At 64.1% G+C, this 16,307-nt stretch carries 18 protein-coding genes; 11 read left to right on the top strand and 7 right to left on the bottom strand.

All coding sequences use genetic code 11. From position 1 onward, the window contains the following. Window positions 1-4: 4 nt before the first annotated feature. Window positions 5-1,357 (bottom strand): dihydrolipoyl dehydrogenase family protein, encoded by a 1,353-nt coding sequence (locus NX862_RS16985; RefSeq protein ID WP_264495129.1) that lies wholly within the window; start codon window positions 1,355-1,357, stop codon window positions 5-7. Next, window positions 1,354-2,046, bottom strand: coding sequence for a TVP38/TMEM64 family protein (locus NX862_RS16980; RefSeq protein ID WP_264495128.1), 693 nt, complete (start codon window positions 2,044-2,046; stop codon window positions 1,354-1,356). The genes NX862_RS16985 and NX862_RS16980 overlap by 4 nt, the downstream gene beginning before the upstream one ends. 171 nt (window positions 2,047-2,217) lie before the next feature. Between NX862_RS16980 and rpmH the strand changes: the two genes are divergently transcribed. Genes rpmH through yidD form a run of 3 tightly spaced genes read left to right on the top strand, consistent with a single transcriptional unit; the run spans window position 2,218 to window position 3,088 of the window. Then, entirely contained in the window at window positions 2,218-2,352 is a 135-nt protein-coding gene (rpmH, locus tag NX862_RS16975; RefSeq protein ID WP_168776515.1) for a 50S ribosomal protein L34, read from the top strand. A gap of 38 nt (window positions 2,353-2,390) precedes the next feature. Beyond that, window positions 2,391-2,819, top strand: a complete 429-nt coding sequence (gene rnpA, locus NX862_RS16970) for a ribonuclease P protein component (RefSeq protein ID WP_264495127.1) — start codon at window positions 2,391-2,393, stop codon at window positions 2,817-2,819. Next, on the top strand, window positions 2,816-3,088 hold the full coding sequence (yidD, locus tag NX862_RS16965) for a membrane protein insertion efficiency factor YidD (RefSeq protein WP_264495126.1): 273 nt from the start codon (window positions 2,816-2,818) through the stop codon (window positions 3,086-3,088). The genes rnpA and yidD overlap by 4 nt, the downstream gene beginning before the upstream one ends. Here the strand turns inward: yidD and NX862_RS16960 are convergent. Further along, window positions 3,069-3,635: a DUF3833 domain-containing protein gene (locus NX862_RS16960; RefSeq protein WP_264495125.1), complete on the bottom strand. Its 567-nt coding sequence runs from the start codon at window positions 3,633-3,635 to the stop codon at window positions 3,069-3,071. The genes yidD and NX862_RS16960 overlap by 20 nt on opposite strands. Before the next feature lie 108 nt (window positions 3,636-3,743). On the opposite strand from NX862_RS16960, the gene ttcA reads away from it, so the two are divergent. The 5 genes from ttcA to yihA all read left to right on the top strand — a co-directional run bounded on the left by ttcA (window position 3,744) and on the right by yihA (window position 9,621). Continuing rightward, a complete protein-coding gene (gene ttcA / locus NX862_RS16955) occupies window positions 3,744-4,625 on the top strand; it encodes a tRNA 2-thiocytidine(32) synthetase TtcA (protein ID WP_264495124.1) in 882 nt (293 codons plus the stop codon). Between the two features lie 151 nt (window positions 4,626-4,776). Next, window positions 4,777-6,249, top strand: a complete 1,473-nt coding sequence (locus NX862_RS16950) for a putative bifunctional diguanylate cyclase/phosphodiesterase (protein WP_413694585.1) — start codon at window positions 4,777-4,779, stop codon at window positions 6,247-6,249. A gap of 134 nt (window positions 6,250-6,383) precedes the next feature. Next, window positions 6,384-8,240 (top strand): membrane protein insertase YidC, encoded by a 1,857-nt coding sequence (gene yidC, locus NX862_RS16945; RefSeq protein WP_264495123.1) that lies wholly within the window; start codon window positions 6,384-6,386, stop codon window positions 8,238-8,240. Next, window positions 8,237-8,974 (top strand): MOSC domain-containing protein, encoded by a 738-nt coding sequence (locus NX862_RS16940; protein ID WP_264495122.1) that lies wholly within the window; start codon window positions 8,237-8,239, stop codon window positions 8,972-8,974. Before yidC ends, NX862_RS16940 begins: the two co-directional genes overlap by 4 nt. After that, window positions 8,971-9,621: a ribosome biogenesis GTP-binding protein YihA/YsxC gene (yihA, locus tag NX862_RS16935; protein WP_264495121.1), complete on the top strand. Its 651-nt coding sequence runs from the start codon at window positions 8,971-8,973 to the stop codon at window positions 9,619-9,621. The genes NX862_RS16940 and yihA overlap by 4 nt, the downstream gene beginning before the upstream one ends. A gap of 81 nt (window positions 9,622-9,702) precedes the next feature. On the opposite strand, the gene NX862_RS16930 is transcribed toward yihA, so the two are convergent. Next, window positions 9,703-10,434, bottom strand: coding sequence for an SDR family NAD(P)-dependent oxidoreductase (locus tag NX862_RS16930; RefSeq protein WP_264495120.1), 732 nt, complete (start codon window positions 10,432-10,434; stop codon window positions 9,703-9,705). A 90-nt stretch (window positions 10,435-10,524) separates the two neighbouring features. Between NX862_RS16930 and argB the strand changes: the two genes are divergently transcribed. The 3 genes from argB to NX862_RS16915 are packed head-to-tail and all read left to right on the top strand — an operon-like array spanning window position 10,525 to window position 12,576. Then, window positions 10,525-11,424 (top strand): acetylglutamate kinase, encoded by a 900-nt coding sequence (argB, locus tag NX862_RS16925; RefSeq protein WP_413694583.1) that lies wholly within the window; start codon window positions 10,525-10,527, stop codon window positions 11,422-11,424. Between the two features lies 1 nt (window position 11,425). Continuing rightward, complete coding sequence (locus NX862_RS16920) at window positions 11,426-12,049, top strand: ferredoxin (RefSeq protein ID WP_264495119.1); 624 nt, start codon at window positions 11,426-11,428, stop codon at window positions 12,047-12,049. 26 nt (window positions 12,050-12,075) lie between these two features. After that, window positions 12,076-12,576 (top strand): SixA phosphatase family protein, encoded by a 501-nt coding sequence (locus tag NX862_RS16915; RefSeq protein WP_264495118.1) that lies wholly within the window; start codon window positions 12,076-12,078, stop codon window positions 12,574-12,576. 190 nt (window positions 12,577-12,766) lie between these two features. Here NX862_RS16915 and NX862_RS16910 read toward each other — a convergent pair whose 3' ends face one another. From NX862_RS16910 to NX862_RS16900, 3 genes are read right to left on the bottom strand one after another with little or no spacing between them, the layout of a single operon-like run. Next, window positions 12,767-13,516 carry an amino acid ABC transporter ATP-binding protein gene (locus NX862_RS16910; RefSeq protein WP_264495117.1) on the bottom strand — a complete coding sequence of 250 codons (750 nt, stop codon included), beginning with the start codon at window positions 13,514-13,516 and terminating at the stop codon, window positions 12,767-12,769. Window positions 13,517-13,539: 23 nt separating this feature from the next. Beyond that, window positions 13,540-14,970 (bottom strand): amino acid ABC transporter permease, encoded by a 1,431-nt coding sequence (locus NX862_RS16905; protein ID WP_264495116.1) that lies wholly within the window; start codon window positions 14,968-14,970, stop codon window positions 13,540-13,542. Between the two features lies 1 nt (window position 14,971). Next, complete coding sequence (locus NX862_RS16900) at window positions 14,972-16,216, bottom strand: amino acid ABC transporter permease (RefSeq protein ID WP_264495115.1); 1,245 nt, start codon at window positions 16,214-16,216, stop codon at window positions 14,972-14,974. Between the last annotated feature and the right edge of the window lie 91 nt (window positions 16,217-16,307).

Here is a 16,307-nt window from a genome sequence, read left to right as displayed (position 1 = left end):
TCTTTCACGGCACAAGCCGTTGCACCGTCCTGACGATAAGCTTCACGAGGCCGTTATCAAAGAGGCGGGGCGAAAAATATGTGCCCAAGGCCCGTTTGCCGGATTCGGACAGGGATGGATAGGGCAGGACGACCCCCGCCAGGGTCGAAAGCCGGGTGCGGGTGGCAAGGGCCAGGGTCCAGAAGCCGATCTGCTCTCCGGCGCCGGGGCCTGCGAGGGTGACGCCAGCCAGGCGGCCGCGGCGCAGCACCAGTTTGGCAAATCCCTGCGCCTGATCGGTGACGCCACGGTCGGTCTGCCCAAGGTCAAAGCGCAGGATCTGATCACCGGGTTCGCCCAAGTCACCGACCTGAGCCAATTCAGGCTCGGTCCAGATGGCGCGGGGGATCGGCGCCCGTGCCTTGGCGGGCAGGCCCAGGACGGCTTGGCGCAGGACCACCCCAGCATGATAGCCCGCCAGATGAGTGAACTGACCGCGCCCCGCGACATCCCCCATGGCAAAGATGCGGCGGTTGGTGGTGCGAAGCCGGTCGTCCGTGGTGACGCCCTGCGCCGTGACCGCCACGCCTGCCGCCTGAGGGTCAAAGTCCAGGTTGGGCTTGCGGCCGAGCGCCAGCAGCAGGTGGCTGCCCTCGGCCGCGCCGCCCGGCCAATAAAGCGCGCCCGGGCCAGCATGGGTGGGCTGCGCCTTGACGATCCGGATGCCCTCCTCCTGCAGAAGGCTGGTCAAAAGGGCGGCCGCCTCGGGGTCCTCGTTGCGCAGGGGGGCAGAGCGGTTGATCATTGTCACCTCTGACCCCAGCCGGCGGAAGGCCTGGGCCAGCTCGCAAGCCATGGCGCCGGCGCCCCAGATCACCAGATGGGTGGGGAGTTCGCTGAGGCTCCAGATTGTTTCCGAGGTCAGGGCTTGGTCCAGCCCCGGCAAGTCGGGGACCAGGGGCCGCGCCCCGGTGGCGATGGCAAAGCGGCGGGCCTGAATGGTCTGTTCCCCGGCCTGAACCGTATCGGGGCCGGTAAAGCGGCCAGCGGCGCGGATCACCGTGACGCCGAGGCTTTCAAAGCGCTCCTGGCTGTCATGCGGGGCGATGGTGGCAACAGAGGCCCGCACATGCGCCATGACTGCGGCGAAATCGACCTGTGGTGTGACCCCCGCCACCCCCGGCCCGCCCTTGCGCTGCGCCTGGGCCGCGGCGGCGGCATGGATCAGCGCCTTGGAGGGCACGCAACCGGTGTTCAGGCAATCGCCCCCCATCTCGCCGGGTTCCAGCAGGACGACCCGCGCCCCCATCTGCGCCGCCCCCGCCGCCAGCGACAGCCCCGCCGAACCCGCGCCCAGGATGCAAAGATCGGTTTTCATGATTTCTTTCCAAAAATGACCGGCAGGGATGCCAGCACCGCAAGCCCCAGCAGCGGCCCCCAGATGGCAGGCGAGGCCAAAAGCGACAGGTCCGGTTCCTGCCCCGCGTCAAAGATCGTCCCAAGCCCGGCGCCGATCTGGGTGATGACGATGGACCCGGGCAGGATGCCAAGGACCGTGGTGACGACAAAGGCCCAAAGCCTGACGCCCGCCGCCGCCGCCAGCAGGTTGGCCACGAAAAACGGCACGGCGGGCAGGAAGCGCATGGCAAAAAGGGCGGCGATCTCGTGTTGGTGCAGGCGGTCGTAAAGCCGTTCCGCCGCGCCCCCCTTTGCGCGGATGGTGCGGGCGACATCCTCGGCCAGGCCCAACCTTGCGGCCAGGAAAAGCGCCAGCGCGCCGAGGCTCGCGCCCGCCATGTTCAGGATCAGGCCGGGAAAGAGGCCGAACAGAAAGCCTCCGGTCAGGGAAAGCACCGTGGCGCCGGGGATCGAGGCCGCCACGACACCGATGTAAAGCGCGACGAACCCGGCGGCCAGCGCCCAAGGGGCCGCATCGCGCCAGGCCAAGAGCGTGGCCCGGTGGCGGGCGAGGGCATCAAGGCTCAGCGCCTCGTGGAAGGCAAAACCGGCCAGGGCCAGGGCCAAAAGCGCGATCAGCGGCAGTCGTTTCTTGAAAGTGTCACCCATGGCCGGCAAGGTGGCAGGGGAAAGACGGCGAGGAAAGGGGCTTGGAAGAAAATCCTGCCTTTTCCGCCTCTGATGCGTTGACTTGGAGCTTGGGGCCTCGTAATGACCGGGCCTCATGTTGCAGCGTGTCCGAATCCTTCGGTGCGCCACCCAAGCCTGCTGGAGATCGCGATGAAGCGCACTTTTCAACCGTCGAACCTCGTTCGCGCCCGTCGTCACGGGTTCCGCGCTCGCATGGCCACCAAGGGCGGCCGTCTGGTGCTGAACGCGCGTCGCGCTCGCGGCCGCAAGAAGCTGTCGGCCTGATCGCTTCCGGCCGGTCTGGTCGGATGACGGAGGTTCAGATGACACCGCCGAGGCAATTGGACACTGGGGTTCCCCTGACGTCCAAGATGCCTGCGGCGGTTTTGTCATGTGTGGACACGGCTTTGCCGACCACAGGGACGGTGCCAACGATCCGCCTGCGGGCCGATTACCTGTTGGCCGCCCAGGGGCGCAAGGCGGGGACGGGTGGCTTCCTGCTGCAGGGCCGCGCGCGGGGCGATGATCTGGGACCCCGCTTTGGCTTTACCGCCTCCAAGAAGATCGGCAACGCGGTCTTCCGCAACCGGGCCAAGCGGCGGATGCGGGCCCTGGCGCATGAGGTGCTGCGGCCCCTGGCGCGGGCCGGTTGGGATTATGTGCTGGTCGCCAAGCCGGGCGCGACGGTCGTGCGCGACTGGGCGCTGTTGCAAGCCGATCTGCGCGAGGCGGTCGCACGGGTTCACAAATGAACCCCGCCAAGTTTTCCGTCGGCGCTTGGGTCCTGTCCTTGCCGATCCGCGCTTATCGTTTGGTGTTGTCGCCCTATGTCGGCCATGGCTGTCGGTTCCAGCCCACCTGTTCTGTCTATGGGCTGGAGGCGCTTGAACGGCACGGCGCGCTGAGGGGCGGCTATCTGACCGCCCATCGCCTGTGTCGCTGCCACCCCTGGGGCGGGCATGGTTATGATCCGGTTCCGGGGGCGGACCCGGATCACGACGTCAAAGCTTCTCGAAAGTGATGCTGACGTCGCCCAAAGTGACGCCCCATTTCATCATATAGGCCCGGTTGAAGGCGCGGGTGTCCGACTGCAGCCAGATCCAGTCGTCAAAGCTGACGCGGGTCGTCTTGGCCGGACCCTCGGCCGAGGGGACCGGCAAGTCGATGGTGTATTTCCAGTTGAAACGGTCGCCGAGGATTTCGCCCTTGGCAATCCCGATGACGCCCGGCGCCGTGCCCTCCCAGGTCGTCTCGCCGGTCTTGTTCAGCGTCCAGATGCGCTGTTCGGTGGACCCGTCCTCATAGACGAAATCTTCGGTCAGGGTCAGGGTCTTGCCATCCCAGACGCCCATGATCTTGACCTCGAACTGGCGCCGCACGGTGCCAAAGCGGTCCTGAAACTGGCCGCGGGCGACCAGGGCTCCGTCGAAGAACTCTTCCAGCCGGAATTGGCGGGTCGAGAGCGGCGGATCGCTGGCGCCCGGATGGCTGGAGCAGGAGGACAGGACCGCCAGAGAGGCGGAGAGGACGGTGGCAAGGCTAAGGCTAAGCGTGGTTTTGCGACCCATGGTGATCTCCTTTTCCTGTATACGGGCGACGGGCCCAATCGGATTGCGCTTCTGGCCAAAGGGGCGGATTTCTGTCATAGGGCGGGTCAAATCAGGCGGAATCCCCCCATGCGCGACGAGTTTGACGACGATATCGGCGAAATCCACCCGCTGTTTCAGGGCGCGCCGCAGACGACCGAGTTCAAGAAGCTGCGCAAGCGGCTGGTGCGCGAGGTGCGCTCTGCCATCGACACCTATGGGATGATCGAAAAGGGCGCCCGCTGGCTGATTTGCCTGTCGGGCGGCAAGGACAGCTATACCCTGCTGGCCGTGCTGACAGAGCTGAAATGGCGGGGATTGTTGCCGGTGGACCTGCTGGCCTGCAATCTGGATCAGGGCCAGCCGGGCTTTCCCGCGACGGTTTTGCCCGAATTCCTGACCCGGATGGGGGTGGAACATCGCATCGAATATCAGGACACCTATTCGGTCGTGACCTCGAAGATCAAGCCGGGCGGGACGATGTGTTCCCTGTGTTCGCGTCTGCGGCGCGGCGCGCTTTACCGTGTGGCGCGCGAAGAGGGCTGTTCGGCCATCGTGCTGGGCCATCACCGCGATGACATCCTTGAGACGTTTTTCATGAACCTCTTTCACGGCGGACGGCTGGCCACGATGCCACCCAAGCTGTTGAACGAAGAGGGAGATTTGTTCCTTTATCGCCCCTTGGCTTTCGTGCCCGAGGCCGATTGCGACAAGTTTGCGCGGGCGATGAATTACCCGATCATCCCCTGCGACCTGTGCGGCAGCCAAGAGGGTCTGCAGCGCGCGCAGGTCAAGAAACTGCTGGACGACTGGGAGGTGCGGACCCCCGGGCGGCGGCAGGTCATGTTCCGGTCGCTGATGAACGTGCGGCCCTCGCATCTGGCCGACCCGGGGATTTTCGACTTCCTGGGGCTGATGCGGGGGGTGGCCCCGGAGGCGGATCAGCCGCCGCTTCTAAGGGGTGAGACTTAGGAGTCTATTTACTCTTCGTCCCTAGATTGTTCGTGACATGTTCCGTTACGCACTGGGGATGATGATGAGTTTTGGGTTTGGCCGCCGTGCCGCGAATTGGGGGCTTTTGCGCCTTTCCGCGGTTTCCGTGATCCTTCGGCGGCCGGAAATCATGGTCTTTGTCCCCGCCGTGACGCTTGGCGCCTTCTGGATGGGGGGTGAACGGGCCCTGATGCTGGTGGCTTTGGGCGCGCCTTTGGTGGCGGCGCTGGCCGGGGCCTTCCGTCAGGTGCAGGTGGGGCAGATGACCTTGCCCGACACGCTGAACGGTCTGGCGCTGCGGCCGCAAATCATTGGCCTGATGGACAAAATCCTGCGGGATACGCCGATCACCGGGCTGACGACCGGCTGTCTGGTCGTGCAGTTCGACGATATGGAAGAGGTGGTGGACCGCTATGGCCGCATCGCCCAGACCGAGGTTCTGACGCGCTGCGCCGAAAGGCTGTGCTCGGCCCTGCGGACGGGGGATGTGGTGGCGCGGCTGGAGGGGGGCGGGTTCGCCGTGGCCCTGGGGCCGGTGCGGCGGCTGGACCTGGAAACCGCGGTGCAGATGGCGGCGCGGCTGCAATCGGCGCTGACCTCGCCCATCAGCCTGAACGGCGCGCGGGTCTATGTCACGGTTTCCGTTGGATTTTGCTTGGCCGAGCGGGCGCCTGTCGCCAATGGCGCCGCGCTTTTGGATGCGGCCCAGATCGCGGCCGATGACGCGACGCGCAACGGGCCCGGGGCGATCCGCGCCTATGCGCCCGATATGTCGCGCACCCGCGCCGACCGCGACGCGATGCGCGAAGAGCTGGAACAGGCCCTGGACGAAGGCCAGATCCGCGCCCATTTCCAACCGCAGATCTCGACCGACACCGGCGCGGTTTCGGGCTTCGAATCGCTGGCGCGCTGGCATCATCCGACGCGCGGGCTGATCCCTCCGGCGGAATTCCTGCCCTTGATCGACGATTGCGGTCTGTCGTCGCGGCTGTGTGAGGTCATGGTGTTCAACGCCCTGTCGGCGCTGTCGCAATGGGACAAGGCCGGGTTCCATGTGCCGACCGTGGCGGTGAATTTCTCCAAGGCAGAGCTGCGGGCGCCGGGGCTGGCGTCGAAACTCCGCTGGGAGCTGGATCGGTTCGATCTGCAACCGGAACGCCTGACGATCGAGATTCTGGAAACCGTGGTGGCAGAGACCGACAGCGACGTGATCGTATCGAACATCGCGGCAATTGCGCAGATGGGTTGTGGCGTCGATCTGGACGATTTCGGCACGGGCCATGCCTCGATCACCTCGATCCGCCGCTTTGCCGTCGGTCGGCTGAAGATTGACCGCAGCTTTGTCACCCGCGTCGACGAGGACCGCGAACAGCAAAAGATCGTGTCGGCCATCCTGTCCATGGCCGAACGGCTGGAGATGGAGACCATCGCCGAAGGGGTCGAGACCCAGGGCGAACACGCGATGCTCAGCCAGTTGGGCTGCAACCATGTGCAGGGATATGGCCTGGCGCGCCCCATGGCCTTCGAGGAAACGGTGGAATGGATGCACCGCTATACCCAGCGTCAAACCACGACGCCGCGCATCGGCAACCGCACGAACTGAGGTCTGGCGTCGATTCGGCGGAAAACCTGCCCGGATTGGCCCGCACCGGGGGCCGAAAGGGCGAAAGCGCTTGACCTTCCTGCGGCCCTTCTGTTGAACGTCGCCTGATCAATATGACCAAAGGCGGCGGTGCCATGGAAGACCAGAACAAGAACCTCATCCTAGCCACGGTGCTGTCGGCGATTGTTATCGCTGTCTGGTTCATCGCGGGTCCGATGCTCTTCCCCGATTGGTTCCCCAAGGAAGACCCGACCCTGACCGCGCTGCCGGCCGATGCGACGGCGCCTGTCGTGGCCGACACGGCCACCACGGCCGAAAGCCTGACCGAGGCGCCCGTGGTCGCAGCCCCGCGCCTGACCATCGACACGCCGAAACTGGCGGGTTCTGTCTCGCTTTTGGGCGGGCGGATCGACGAACTGCTTTTGAAGACCTATCGACAAAGCGTTGATCCGGCTTCTGACCCGGTGACGCTGCTGTCGGCCGTTGGCAAAGCCACGCCCTATTACGCGATTTTCGGCTTCGCCCCCGGCAATGGCATGGATGCCGCCGATGTGCCCGACGCGAAAACCGTCTGGACGCTGGCGAAAGGCGACACGCTTGCCCCGGGCAAGCCCGTCACCCTGACCTGGTCCAACACCAAGGGCGTGACCTTCACCCGCGACATCTCGGTCGATGAGAACTTCATGTTCACCATCACTGACACCGTCGCAAACGCGGGCTCGGCCGAGGCACGCTTGGCGCCCTATGGCATCATCGCCCGCCACGGCCTGCCCAAGCTTGAGGGCGTCTATGTCGTCCACGAAGGCCCGGTCAGCCGGATCGACGGCAAGACTGCGGAACAGAAATACGCTGATCTGACCAAGCTAGAGCCCTTCGAGGGCGTGGTGGGCAAGGCGACCGAATCGCTGGGCGATGGCTGGACCGGCTTCACCGACCACTATTGGATGACGACGCTGATCCCCGAACAGGGCAAGCCCTTCACCGCGGTGGAAAAATACACGCCCGGCAACGACATCTACCAGATCGAGGTCCGCAAGCCGGTCCTCGCCGTGGCCCCCGGCGCAAGCGAGACGACGTCGATGCGCTTTTTCGCCGGCGCGAAGGAATGGGAAACCATCGTCGCCTACGAGAATTCGCCCTCCTGGTTCATGCGTTTGTTCGGTTACGCCGCAAAGGCCGATGTCGTGGCCGTCCCGGGCTTCGTCGATTCGATCGACTGGGGCTGGTTCTTCTTCCTGACCAAGCCGATTTTCTTCGTCCTGCACGAACTCCACAACCTGATCGGCAACATGGGCGTGGCGATCATCGTCCTGACCTTCATCCTGAAGCTGCTGGTCCTGCCGCTGGCCTATAAATCCTATGTCTCGATGGCGCGGATGAAGGAACTCCAGCCCGAGATGGAGGCCTTGAAAGAGCGCGCCGGCGAGGACAAGCAAAAGCTGCAAAAGGACATGATGCAGCTTTACCGCGACAAAAAGGTCAATCCGGCCGCGGGCTGCCTGCCGATCTTCTTCCAGATCCCGATCTTCTTCTCGCTGTATAAGGTGATCTACGTCACAATCGAGCTGCGTCAGACCGCCTTCTTTGGCTGGATCAACGACCTCTCCGCACCCGATACCTCCAGTCTTTTCAATGCCTTCGGCCTGCTGCCCTGGGACGCACCCGTCACCGGCACGCTTTTGCACACGGTGTTCATCGGCGTGTTGCCGATCCTTCTGGGCATCTCGATGTGGCTGCAGCAAAAGTTGAACCCGGCCCCCTCGGACCCGGCCCAGGCCACGATCATGGCCTGGATGCCCTGGGTGTTCATGTTCATGCTCGGCAGCTTTGCCAGCGGTCTGGTCATCTACTGGATCACCAACAACACGATCACCTTCACCCAACAATATCTGATCATGTGGAGCCACGGCAAACGCCCGGATTTGCTGGAGAGTTTCCGCCGCAAACCGGTTCCCGCGCCGGTCGTGGCCAAGCCCAAGGGCAGAAAATGAACAGGCTGGCGCTGATCACCCGCCACCCGATCAAAGCCCACGGACGCGAGTTTCTCGCGTCCGTTGTGCTTTCGGAGGGCGCCACCTTGCCCTTCGACCGCCGCTGGGCCATTGCCCATGAGGCCGCCAAGCTGACCCCCGGCTGGGTGTCGTGCAACAACTTCCTGCGCGGCGTCAAAACCCCGCAACTGATGGCAATCGAAGCCGCGATGGAGGGCGACAACGTCCGCCTGACCCATCCGACGCTGGGCACGATCACCGTAAATCCCGACGCGCCCGAAGATGCCAACCGCTTGATCTCCTGGGTGAAACCGCTGGTCCCCGCTGGCCGCGCCCAGCCTGTGCAAGTCGTCCGCCACGAAGGCGGCTTGACCGACAGCGACTATCCGACCGTGTCGATCCTGAACCTTGCCTCGCTGGCCGACCTGTCGCAGCGGATGGGGATTGACCTCTCTCCCCATCGTTTCCGCGGCAACCTCTGGCTTGAGGGCGCCGCCCCCTGGGCCGAATTCGACTGGATCGGCCGCCGCCTGCAGATCGGCGAAGCCGTCCTGGACGTCACCGAACGCATCACCCGCTGCCGCGCCACCTGCGTCGACCCCACCACCGGCGAGGTCGCGGGCGAGACCTTGACCGCGCTTGACCAGGCCTTTGGCCACAAAGATTTCGGCGTTTACGCCAAGGTCCTCCAGGGTGGCAAGATCGCCCTCGACGACGCATGGAGCCTCCTATGACCCTGACCTTCCCCCTTGCCCCCGAGCCTGAACCCTTTGCAAAGGAACGTGGGCGCCTGCTGTTTGCCGGTCCCGTCGATTTCGTCAAAGGCGTCACGGCGATGGTGAACCTGCCGCCGCCCGACCGGTTGGAGGTCTGTTTTGCAGGCCGGTCGAACGTTGGGAAATCAAGCCTGATCAACGCCTTGACCAATCGCAAGAACCTGGCGCGGGCCTCTAACACCCCGGGTCGGACGCAGGAAATCAACTACTTCGCACTGGGCGAGGAAAAATACCTCGTCGACCTGCCCGGCTATGGTTATGCCGAGGCGCCGAAAGCCATCGTCGAAAAGTGGCAGCGGCTGTTGAAGCAGTTCCTGCAGGGCCGCCAGACGCTGCGCCGCGCCTTTGTGCTGATCGACACGCGCCACGGCGCGAAAGAGGTCGACGAAGAGATCATGAATTTGTTGAACAAATCGGCCGTCACCTTCCAGGTCGTCATGACCAAGTCTGACAAGGTGAACGGCGCGACGCGTGCCGCCAACCTTGCCCAGGTCCAAGAGACGCTGAAAAAGCACCCCGCCGCTTACCCAGAGATCGTCATGACCTCGTCGGAAGAGGGTCTGGGGATCGAAACCCTGCGCGCGATCATCGCGAATATGACCTGAGGGCCGATTCGCGGGGCGGGCGATCCTGCACGGCCTGCCCCCCAAGCGTCCAATCGTCCCCGCGCTGGCGGGACCCTTTGGTCACACCTGCTGCCCGCCGTTCACCAAAAGCTCGGAGCCGGTGATATAGCTCGACTGGTCCGAACACAGGAACCAGATCGCGTCGGCCACCTCCCGCGGCTGTCCCAGACGCTGCATCGGCAGTTTCTCGACGATCTTGTCCGTCCCCGGCGATAGGATCGAGGTCTCGATCTCTCCGGGGGCAATCGCATTGACGCGCACCCCCAAGGGCCCGAAATCATGGGCCATTTCCCGCGTCAGGGCCGCCAGCGCCGCCTTGGACGTCGCATAGGCCGCCCCGGCAAAGGGATGCACGCGGCTCCCGGCAATCGAGGTCACGTTCACCACCGACCCTTTGGCGGCCTGCAACTCCTCCATCAACCCGCGCGCCAGCACGATCGAGGCAAAGAAGTTGACGTGAAACACCTGCCCCCAGGTCCGCAAATCGGTCGTCAGCGTCGACAGCCGCGCCCCATTCGGCCCTTTCGGCGAAATCCCGGCATTGTTCACCAAGGCATCCAGCCGCCCGCCGATCTTGGACTTGATCACCTCGATGGCCGCGATGGTCTTGTCGGGCGAGGCCAGGTCGATCTGGATGTGATTCTCCTCGCCGCCCGGCCAGGGGCAGCGCGCATCGAAGGGTTGGCGCGAACAGGTCAGCACGCGCCACCCCTCGGAGGAAAACCGTTTCACGGTGGCATGGCCGATTCCGCGCGAAGCCCCTGTCAGGACGAGAGTTTTTTGATAGGTCATACGCGCAGTCTACGCCCCTTGGCGGGTCATGCAAGCCGCTTGGCACAGGCCTGCAAAAGCCCTAAACGGGGCCAAACCCCGGAGAAAATGATGAAAGCCCATACCGTGAGCCGTGAAGCTGCCCTCGCCACCGCCAAAATGCTCTCCGAGGCCCTGCCCCACCTGCAACGCTTTTCCGGCGCTGTGGTCGTGGTCAAGTTCGGCGGCAATGCCATGGGCGACGATGCCGCCATGGCGGAATTCGCCCGCGACGTCGTTTTGATGAAACAGGTCGGCGTCAACCCGGTCGTGGTTCATGGCGGCGGGCCGATGATCAACGAGATGCTGACCAAGCTGGGCATCAAGTCGGAATTCGTGCGCGGCAAAAGGGTGACGGACAAGGCCACGGTCGAGGTTGTGGAGATGATCCTCTCGGGCCTGGTGAACAAGCGGATCGTTCAGGCGATCAACGATCAGGGCGGGCGCGCGGTCGGCATCAGCGGCAAGGACGACGACCTGATGGTCTGCGAGGCCGACGATCCCGAACTGGGCTTTGTCGGCCGGCCGGTCGAGATGAATGTGCAGGTTCTGCGCGACCTTTACGCCGCCGGTATTATCCCGGTGGTGGCCCCCGTGGCGACCGGAATGGCGGACAACGAGACCTTCAACGTCAACGGCGACACGGCCGCCGGGGCCATCGCGGGCGCGCTGAAGGCCGACCGCCTGCTTCTGCTGACCGATGTTCCGGGCGTGAAAAACGCCGCCGGAGAGGTCCTGACCCAGATCACCCCCGACGAGATTCGCGGCATGATCAAGGACGGCACGATTTCGGGCGGAATGATCCCCAAGGCCGAAACCGCGCTTGACGCCCTGGAACAAGGCGTTCGCGCCGTCACGATCCTGGACGGGCGCCTGCCCAATGCCGCAATCCTGGAGCTTTTCACCGATCACGGCGCGGGCAGCCAGATCCGCTCGACCGAGCCGCGCGTGAAGCCCCGCGTGCGGCGCTAAGATGTTCGCCGCCCATCACCTTGAAATCTTGGGCGGTTTTCATCCCCAGCCCGACGAAGAGGGCTTCCCCCCGGGGACCCAGACCCTGCTGTTGCTGGGCCCCAAAGAGCCCGGCTTTTGGGCCCATATACAGGCCCAAGCTGATTGGACCCACCCGGACCCGATCGACGACTGGTCGCGCCGCACCATCGGCCGCATCGCCTGCGACATGGGCGCCAAGGCGATTTTTCCCTTCGGCGGGCCGCCCTATCATCCGTTTTACCGCTGGGCGCTGCGCAGCGGCCGCGTCTGGGAAAGTCCGGTCAAGCTGTTGGTCCACTCTGACCAGGGGCTTTTGGTTTCGTTTCGGGGCGCCCTGGCGCTGAAGACCCGGGTCGAGATCCCCCCGCCCCTGCCCCGCCCCTGCGACACCTGCCCTGCGCCTTGCCTGACCGCCTGCCCCGCCGCAGCCCTTGGCGCCACGGGCTACGACGTCCCGGCCTGCCATAAGTGGTTGGACGACAAGGGCTCCGCCTGCCTGTCCGGCGGTTGCCTCACACGCCGCGCTTGCCCCGCCTCCCATGCCTATGCAAGACTTGAGGTGCAATCGGCCTATCACATGGGCCGGTTCCACAAGACGGGGTGAACCCGTCACGTCCTGGGAGGTAGGGGATGAAGCGACTGATTCTGACGCGCCATGCGAAATCAAGCTGGGATGACCCCAATGCGCCCGACCACGACCGCCCCCTGAACGAGCGCGGCCATGCGGCGGCCAAGGACCTTGGTCAGTGGCTGGCCAGCCGCGGCTATGTCCCCGGCGAGGTGCTGTGTTCGGACGCGCTGCGCACCCGCGAGACCTGGGCCGGCATCGCGCCCGCCCTGCCCGAGGCGCCCGAGCCGACGCTGAAGCCGACGCTGTATCACGCCGGCCCCGATGTTATGCTGGCCGTGCTGCGCCATGCGACGGCGGATGTGGTGATGCTGGTGGGCCATAACCCCGGCATCTCGGAATTCGCCAGCCGCATCGTGGCCATGGTGCCGACCCATGACGGCTTTGCCCATTACCCGACCGGGGCCACCCTGGTTTGTGATTTCGCGGTCGACAGCTGGGATCAGGTCACTTGGGGTCTGGGCGTTGCCGATGACTTCATCGTGCCGAAGGAAATCGCCTGACGGTTCCAGGAGCGGGATTGGCAAGAGCTGCGGGTTAAAGCCCGACCCTTGCCAAATCCCCACGCCATGACCTTGGGCGCCGGGGTGGGGGTCCGGGGGAGGGGCTTGCCCCTCCCCCGGCTTGGGCCCGCCGGGCGGCAAAACGGGTTTCCCGTTTTGCGCTTTGGGCCCCTCGCCTAGCGCTTTGGGCCTAGTGCCCCAGGATTTGCGACAGGAACAGCTTGGTCCGCTCCGACTGCGGGTTGTTGAAAAACTCGCGCGGCTCGTTCTGTTCGACGATCTGCCCCTTGTCCATAAAGATGACCCGGTTCGCAACCGCCTGGGCAAAGCCCATCTCATGCGTGACGCACAGCATCGTCATCCCCTCTTGCGCCAAGGCGATCATCGTATCCAGGACCTCCTTGATCATCTCGGGGTCCAAGGCACTGGTCGGCTCGTCGAACAGCATGATCCGCGGTTTCATGCACAGGCTGCGGGCAATCGCCACCCGCTGCTGTTGCCCGCCCGAAAGCTGACCGGGGTATTTATGCGCCTGCTCCGGGATCTTGACCTTCTCCAGGAAGTGCATCGCCGTCTCTTCGGCCTCTTTCTTCGGGACCTTGCGGACCCAGATCGGCGCCAGCGTGCAATTCTCCAGGATCGTCAGATGCGGAAACAGGTTGAAATGCTGGAACACCATCCCGACCTCTGAGCGCACCTTGTCGATGTTCTTCAGGTCGTTGGTCAGCTCGGTCCCGTCCACCACGATGCGCCCGGCCTGATGTTCCTCCAGCCGGTTGATGCAGCGGATCAGCGTCGACTTGCCCGACCCCGAGGGTCCGCAGACCACGATCCGCTCGCCCCGCTGCACCGTCAGGTCGATGTCGCGCAGCACGTGAAAGGTGCCATACCACTTGTTCATGCCCGTGATCTGCACGGCCACTTCTTGAGAAATTTTCATAGCGGCTTCAGCCATTTGACACCTCAGCGATGATCGGTTTTCAGCCGGGCTTCCAGATAAAGCGCATAGCGGCTCATCCCGAAACAGGCGACGAAGAAGATGGCGGCGACGAAAAGATAGGGCTCCCAATAGGCGCCCTTCCAGTCGATATCGGCGCGCACGATGGCGGTGACGCCGCGCAAGGGGTCCATCAGGCCCACAAAGCTGACCAGCGTCGTGTCCTTGAACAACCCGATGAAGACGTTGACGATTCCGGGGATCGAAATCTTCAGCGCCTGGGGCAGGATGATCAGCCTTTGCGCCTGCCAATAGTCCAACCCCAGCGCATCCGCGGCCTCTTGCTGGCCCTTGGGCAGGCCGGCAAGCCCGCCGCGGATCACCTCGGCGATATAGGCGGCGGAAAAGAACGTGACCAGGATGATGACGCGCAGGACGGTTTCGAACTGCACCTGCGGCGGCAGGAAATATTGCAGCAAGAGCGAGGCGGTGAACAGCAGCGTGATCAGGGGCACGCCGCGAACGAATTCGATGAAGCCGACCGACAGCTTGTTCACGATGAACAGGTCAGACCGCCGCCCCAGGGCCAGAAGTATCCCCAGCGGCAAGGCCATGCTGATGGCCGAAACCCCGATGACAAAGGCCAGGAGGAAGCCGCCGATGTTCTCGGAACCGACCTGCGCAAGGAAAGCCAGGTCCCCGGGCAGGCTTGCCGCAATCTGCGGCTCCAGCATCGTCCACCAGACAAAGGCCGCGACGATGCCAAGCCCGGCCGACAGCGGCACGCCCAACCTGCCGCTGAGCAATCGGACCACCATCCCAAGGATGACAAGCCCCAGCAGCGCCATGACCGGCCCGGCCAAGCTGCCGCCCCACAAAAGCCAGACGGCAACGAAGGGATAAACCCCGGTCCAGGGCAAGAGCCGCAGCGGTTTGGCCGAAATCGCCAGCGCCCCGACAAAGATCACCGCGCCGATTACGCAGGCCGCCACCGGCGCCGAGGCCAGGACCATCAGCACCAGGGTCAGAACGCCCACCGGCACGATCACCCGCCGGGCATTGCGCACATCATCCGAAAACAGCGGCGCCACAAAGGCCAGCATCATCAGGCCAAAGCAGAAGACCGGCCGCCACCACTCCTCGACCGGATAAAAGCCGAAGATGAACTGGTGCCACCGCTCGCGGATCACCGCCCAACAAGGACCCGAAGCTTCGGGGCCGTAATAGGCGAGGATGATCTCCTGACATTCCAGATAGCTGTCTGCCGTCCAAACCCCGTGCAGCAGCCAGGTTACGGCCATATTTGTGAAGGCTCCAAGAGCGATCCAGGTCACAAAGGTCAGCGCGATGTTCAGCGGGCTGGAAAACAGGTTTTCGCGCATCCACCCTTGCCAGCCGTGTTGCGAGGCCGGCGGCGGCGAGGCTTCCAGCATTTCCTTGCGCACAAATGCGATCATGTCAGCGCTCCTTCAGCTTGACGGAGGCGTTGTAGAAATTCAGCAGGCCAGACAGGATCAGCGAGATCGACAGGTAGATCCCCATCATCAGCAGCATACATTCCAGCTCGCGCCCCGTCTGGTTCGAGGTGATGCCGCCCAGCGTGCCACGCAGGTCCAAATAGCTGGCCGCGATGCCCAAAGAGGTGTCCTTGACCAACGACAGGTAGTTGGAAATCTGCGGCGGGATGATGACCCGCAGCGCCTGGGGCAGGATCACCAGGCTCATGGTGCGGCCCGGACGCAGGCCCAGGGCGAAGGCGGCCTCGGACTGCCCGCGGCTGATCGCCTGGATGCCACCGCGCACGACTTCGGCCGTGACGGCGGCGTAATACAGCGACAGCGATATCACCATGGCGGTGAAAGCATGGGACAGTTGCAAGCCGCCCTTGAAGTTGAAGCCCTTGAATTCGGGGTAATCAAGGTGAAAGCCCATGGTGATCAACAGCGTCACGACGGGCAAGACCAGCACGGCGGCCCCCGGCCAAAAGGTGCCGGGACGGACGCCGGTCGCCTCTTGCACGCGGGTCGCGCGGCGGCGGATCAGGCTTAGCACCCAGAACGAGGCCATCAGCACCAGGATCACCGCAAGCCCCGAGGTCGGAACCCCGGCGATTTCGGGCAAGGGCCGGTCCAGCGTCGGAGCAGGCATCGTGGTATACCGGTTGGTGACGGCGGCGATGCCAAGGAACATCTCTTGCTTGGCCACCCCGTCCACAACCTTGAAATCCTTGGGCTCTGGCGCGGCCTCGGACAAGATCGCATAGGTCAGCACGATCCACAGAACCAGCGGGATATTGCGCAAAAGTTCGACATAGGCGCCCATCAGGCGCGACACGAGCCAGTTCTTCGACAGACGCAGAACACCGATCAGCACCCCCAGCACCGTCGAAAGAAAAGCCGCCAAAAGCGCCACGACAAGCGTGTTCACCAGGCCGACCATCGCCGCGCGAAAGTGGTTGTCGTCGTTGGTATAGGGGATCAGCGTCTGGCCGATGTCATAGCCGGCGCGGCTCCACAAAAAGGAAAAGTCGATGTCCTTGCCCTTGGCGGCCAGGTTGGCGCTTAGGTTGCCCAAAAGCCAGGACAGGGCGGCGATCACCAGCACCAAGGTCACGACCTGGATCGTGATGCCGCGATAACGTGTGTCGTAGATGAGTTGGCTCAGCCGAAACCCTTGGGTCGGCGGCTCTGTGGCATAGGCCATTTATTTCCCCCTTGGACGCTCCGCCGGTTCATGCCGGTCTGTTACGAGCGTTATGGTTGGGGCGCGACCTGATCCGGTCGCGCCCCTTTTT

The organism is Stagnihabitans lacustris, from assembly GCF_025950525.1.
In the GTDB taxonomy this organism is placed as follows: Bacteria; Pseudomonadota; Alphaproteobacteria; order Rhodobacterales; family Rhodobacteraceae; genus Stagnihabitans.
The sequence above is the reverse complement of the archived record's forward strand: the minus strand, read 5'-3'. Positions and strand labels throughout refer to the sequence as shown.

Excerpts from the sequence above, each read along its gene's own strand:
- NX862_RS16985 (WP_264495129.1), bottom strand. The coding sequence starts at position 1,357 with ATGAAAACCGATCTTTGCATCCTGGGCGCGGGTTCGGCGGGGCTGTCG.
- NX862_RS16980 (WP_264495128.1), bottom strand. The coding sequence starts at position 2,046 with ATGGGTGACACTTTCAAGAAACGACTGCCGCTGATCGCGCTTTTGGCC.
- rpmH (WP_168776515.1), top strand. The coding sequence starts at position 2,218 with ATGAAGCGCACTTTTCAACCGTCGAACCTCGTTCGCGCCCGTCGTCAC.
- rnpA (WP_264495127.1), top strand. The coding sequence starts at position 2,391 with ATGACACCGCCGAGGCAATTGGACACTGGGGTTCCCCTGACGTCCAAG.
- yidD (WP_264495126.1), top strand. The coding sequence starts at position 2,816 with ATGAACCCCGCCAAGTTTTCCGTCGGCGCTTGGGTCCTGTCCTTGCCG.
- NX862_RS16960 (WP_264495125.1), bottom strand. The coding sequence starts at position 3,635 with ATGGGTCGCAAAACCACGCTTAGCCTTAGCCTTGCCACCGTCCTCTCC.
- ttcA (WP_264495124.1), top strand. The coding sequence starts at position 3,744 with ATGCGCGACGAGTTTGACGACGATATCGGCGAAATCCACCCGCTGTTT.
- NX862_RS16950 (WP_413694585.1), top strand. The coding sequence starts at position 4,777 with ATGGTCTTTGTCCCCGCCGTGACGCTTGGCGCCTTCTGGATGGGGGGT.
- yidC (WP_264495123.1), top strand. The coding sequence starts at position 6,384 with ATGGAAGACCAGAACAAGAACCTCATCCTAGCCACGGTGCTGTCGGCG.
- NX862_RS16940 (WP_264495122.1), top strand. The coding sequence starts at position 8,237 with ATGAACAGGCTGGCGCTGATCACCCGCCACCCGATCAAAGCCCACGGA.
- yihA (WP_264495121.1), top strand. The coding sequence starts at position 8,971 with ATGACCCTGACCTTCCCCCTTGCCCCCGAGCCTGAACCCTTTGCAAAG.
- NX862_RS16930 (WP_264495120.1), bottom strand. The coding sequence starts at position 10,434 with ATGACCTATCAAAAAACTCTCGTCCTGACAGGGGCTTCGCGCGGAATC.
- argB (WP_413694583.1), top strand. The coding sequence starts at position 10,525 with ATGAAAGCCCATACCGTGAGCCGTGAAGCTGCCCTCGCCACCGCCAAA.
- NX862_RS16920 (WP_264495119.1), top strand. The coding sequence starts at position 11,426 with ATGTTCGCCGCCCATCACCTTGAAATCTTGGGCGGTTTTCATCCCCAG.
- NX862_RS16915 (WP_264495118.1), top strand. The coding sequence starts at position 12,076 with ATGAAGCGACTGATTCTGACGCGCCATGCGAAATCAAGCTGGGATGAC.
- NX862_RS16910 (WP_264495117.1), bottom strand. The coding sequence starts at position 13,516 with ATGAAAATTTCTCAAGAAGTGGCCGTGCAGATCACGGGCATGAACAAG.
- NX862_RS16905 (WP_264495116.1), bottom strand. The coding sequence starts at position 14,970 with ATGATCGCATTTGTGCGCAAGGAAATGCTGGAAGCCTCGCCGCCGCCG.
- NX862_RS16900 (WP_264495115.1), bottom strand. The coding sequence starts at position 16,216 with ATGGCCTATGCCACAGAGCCGCCGACCCAAGGGTTTCGGCTGAGCCAA.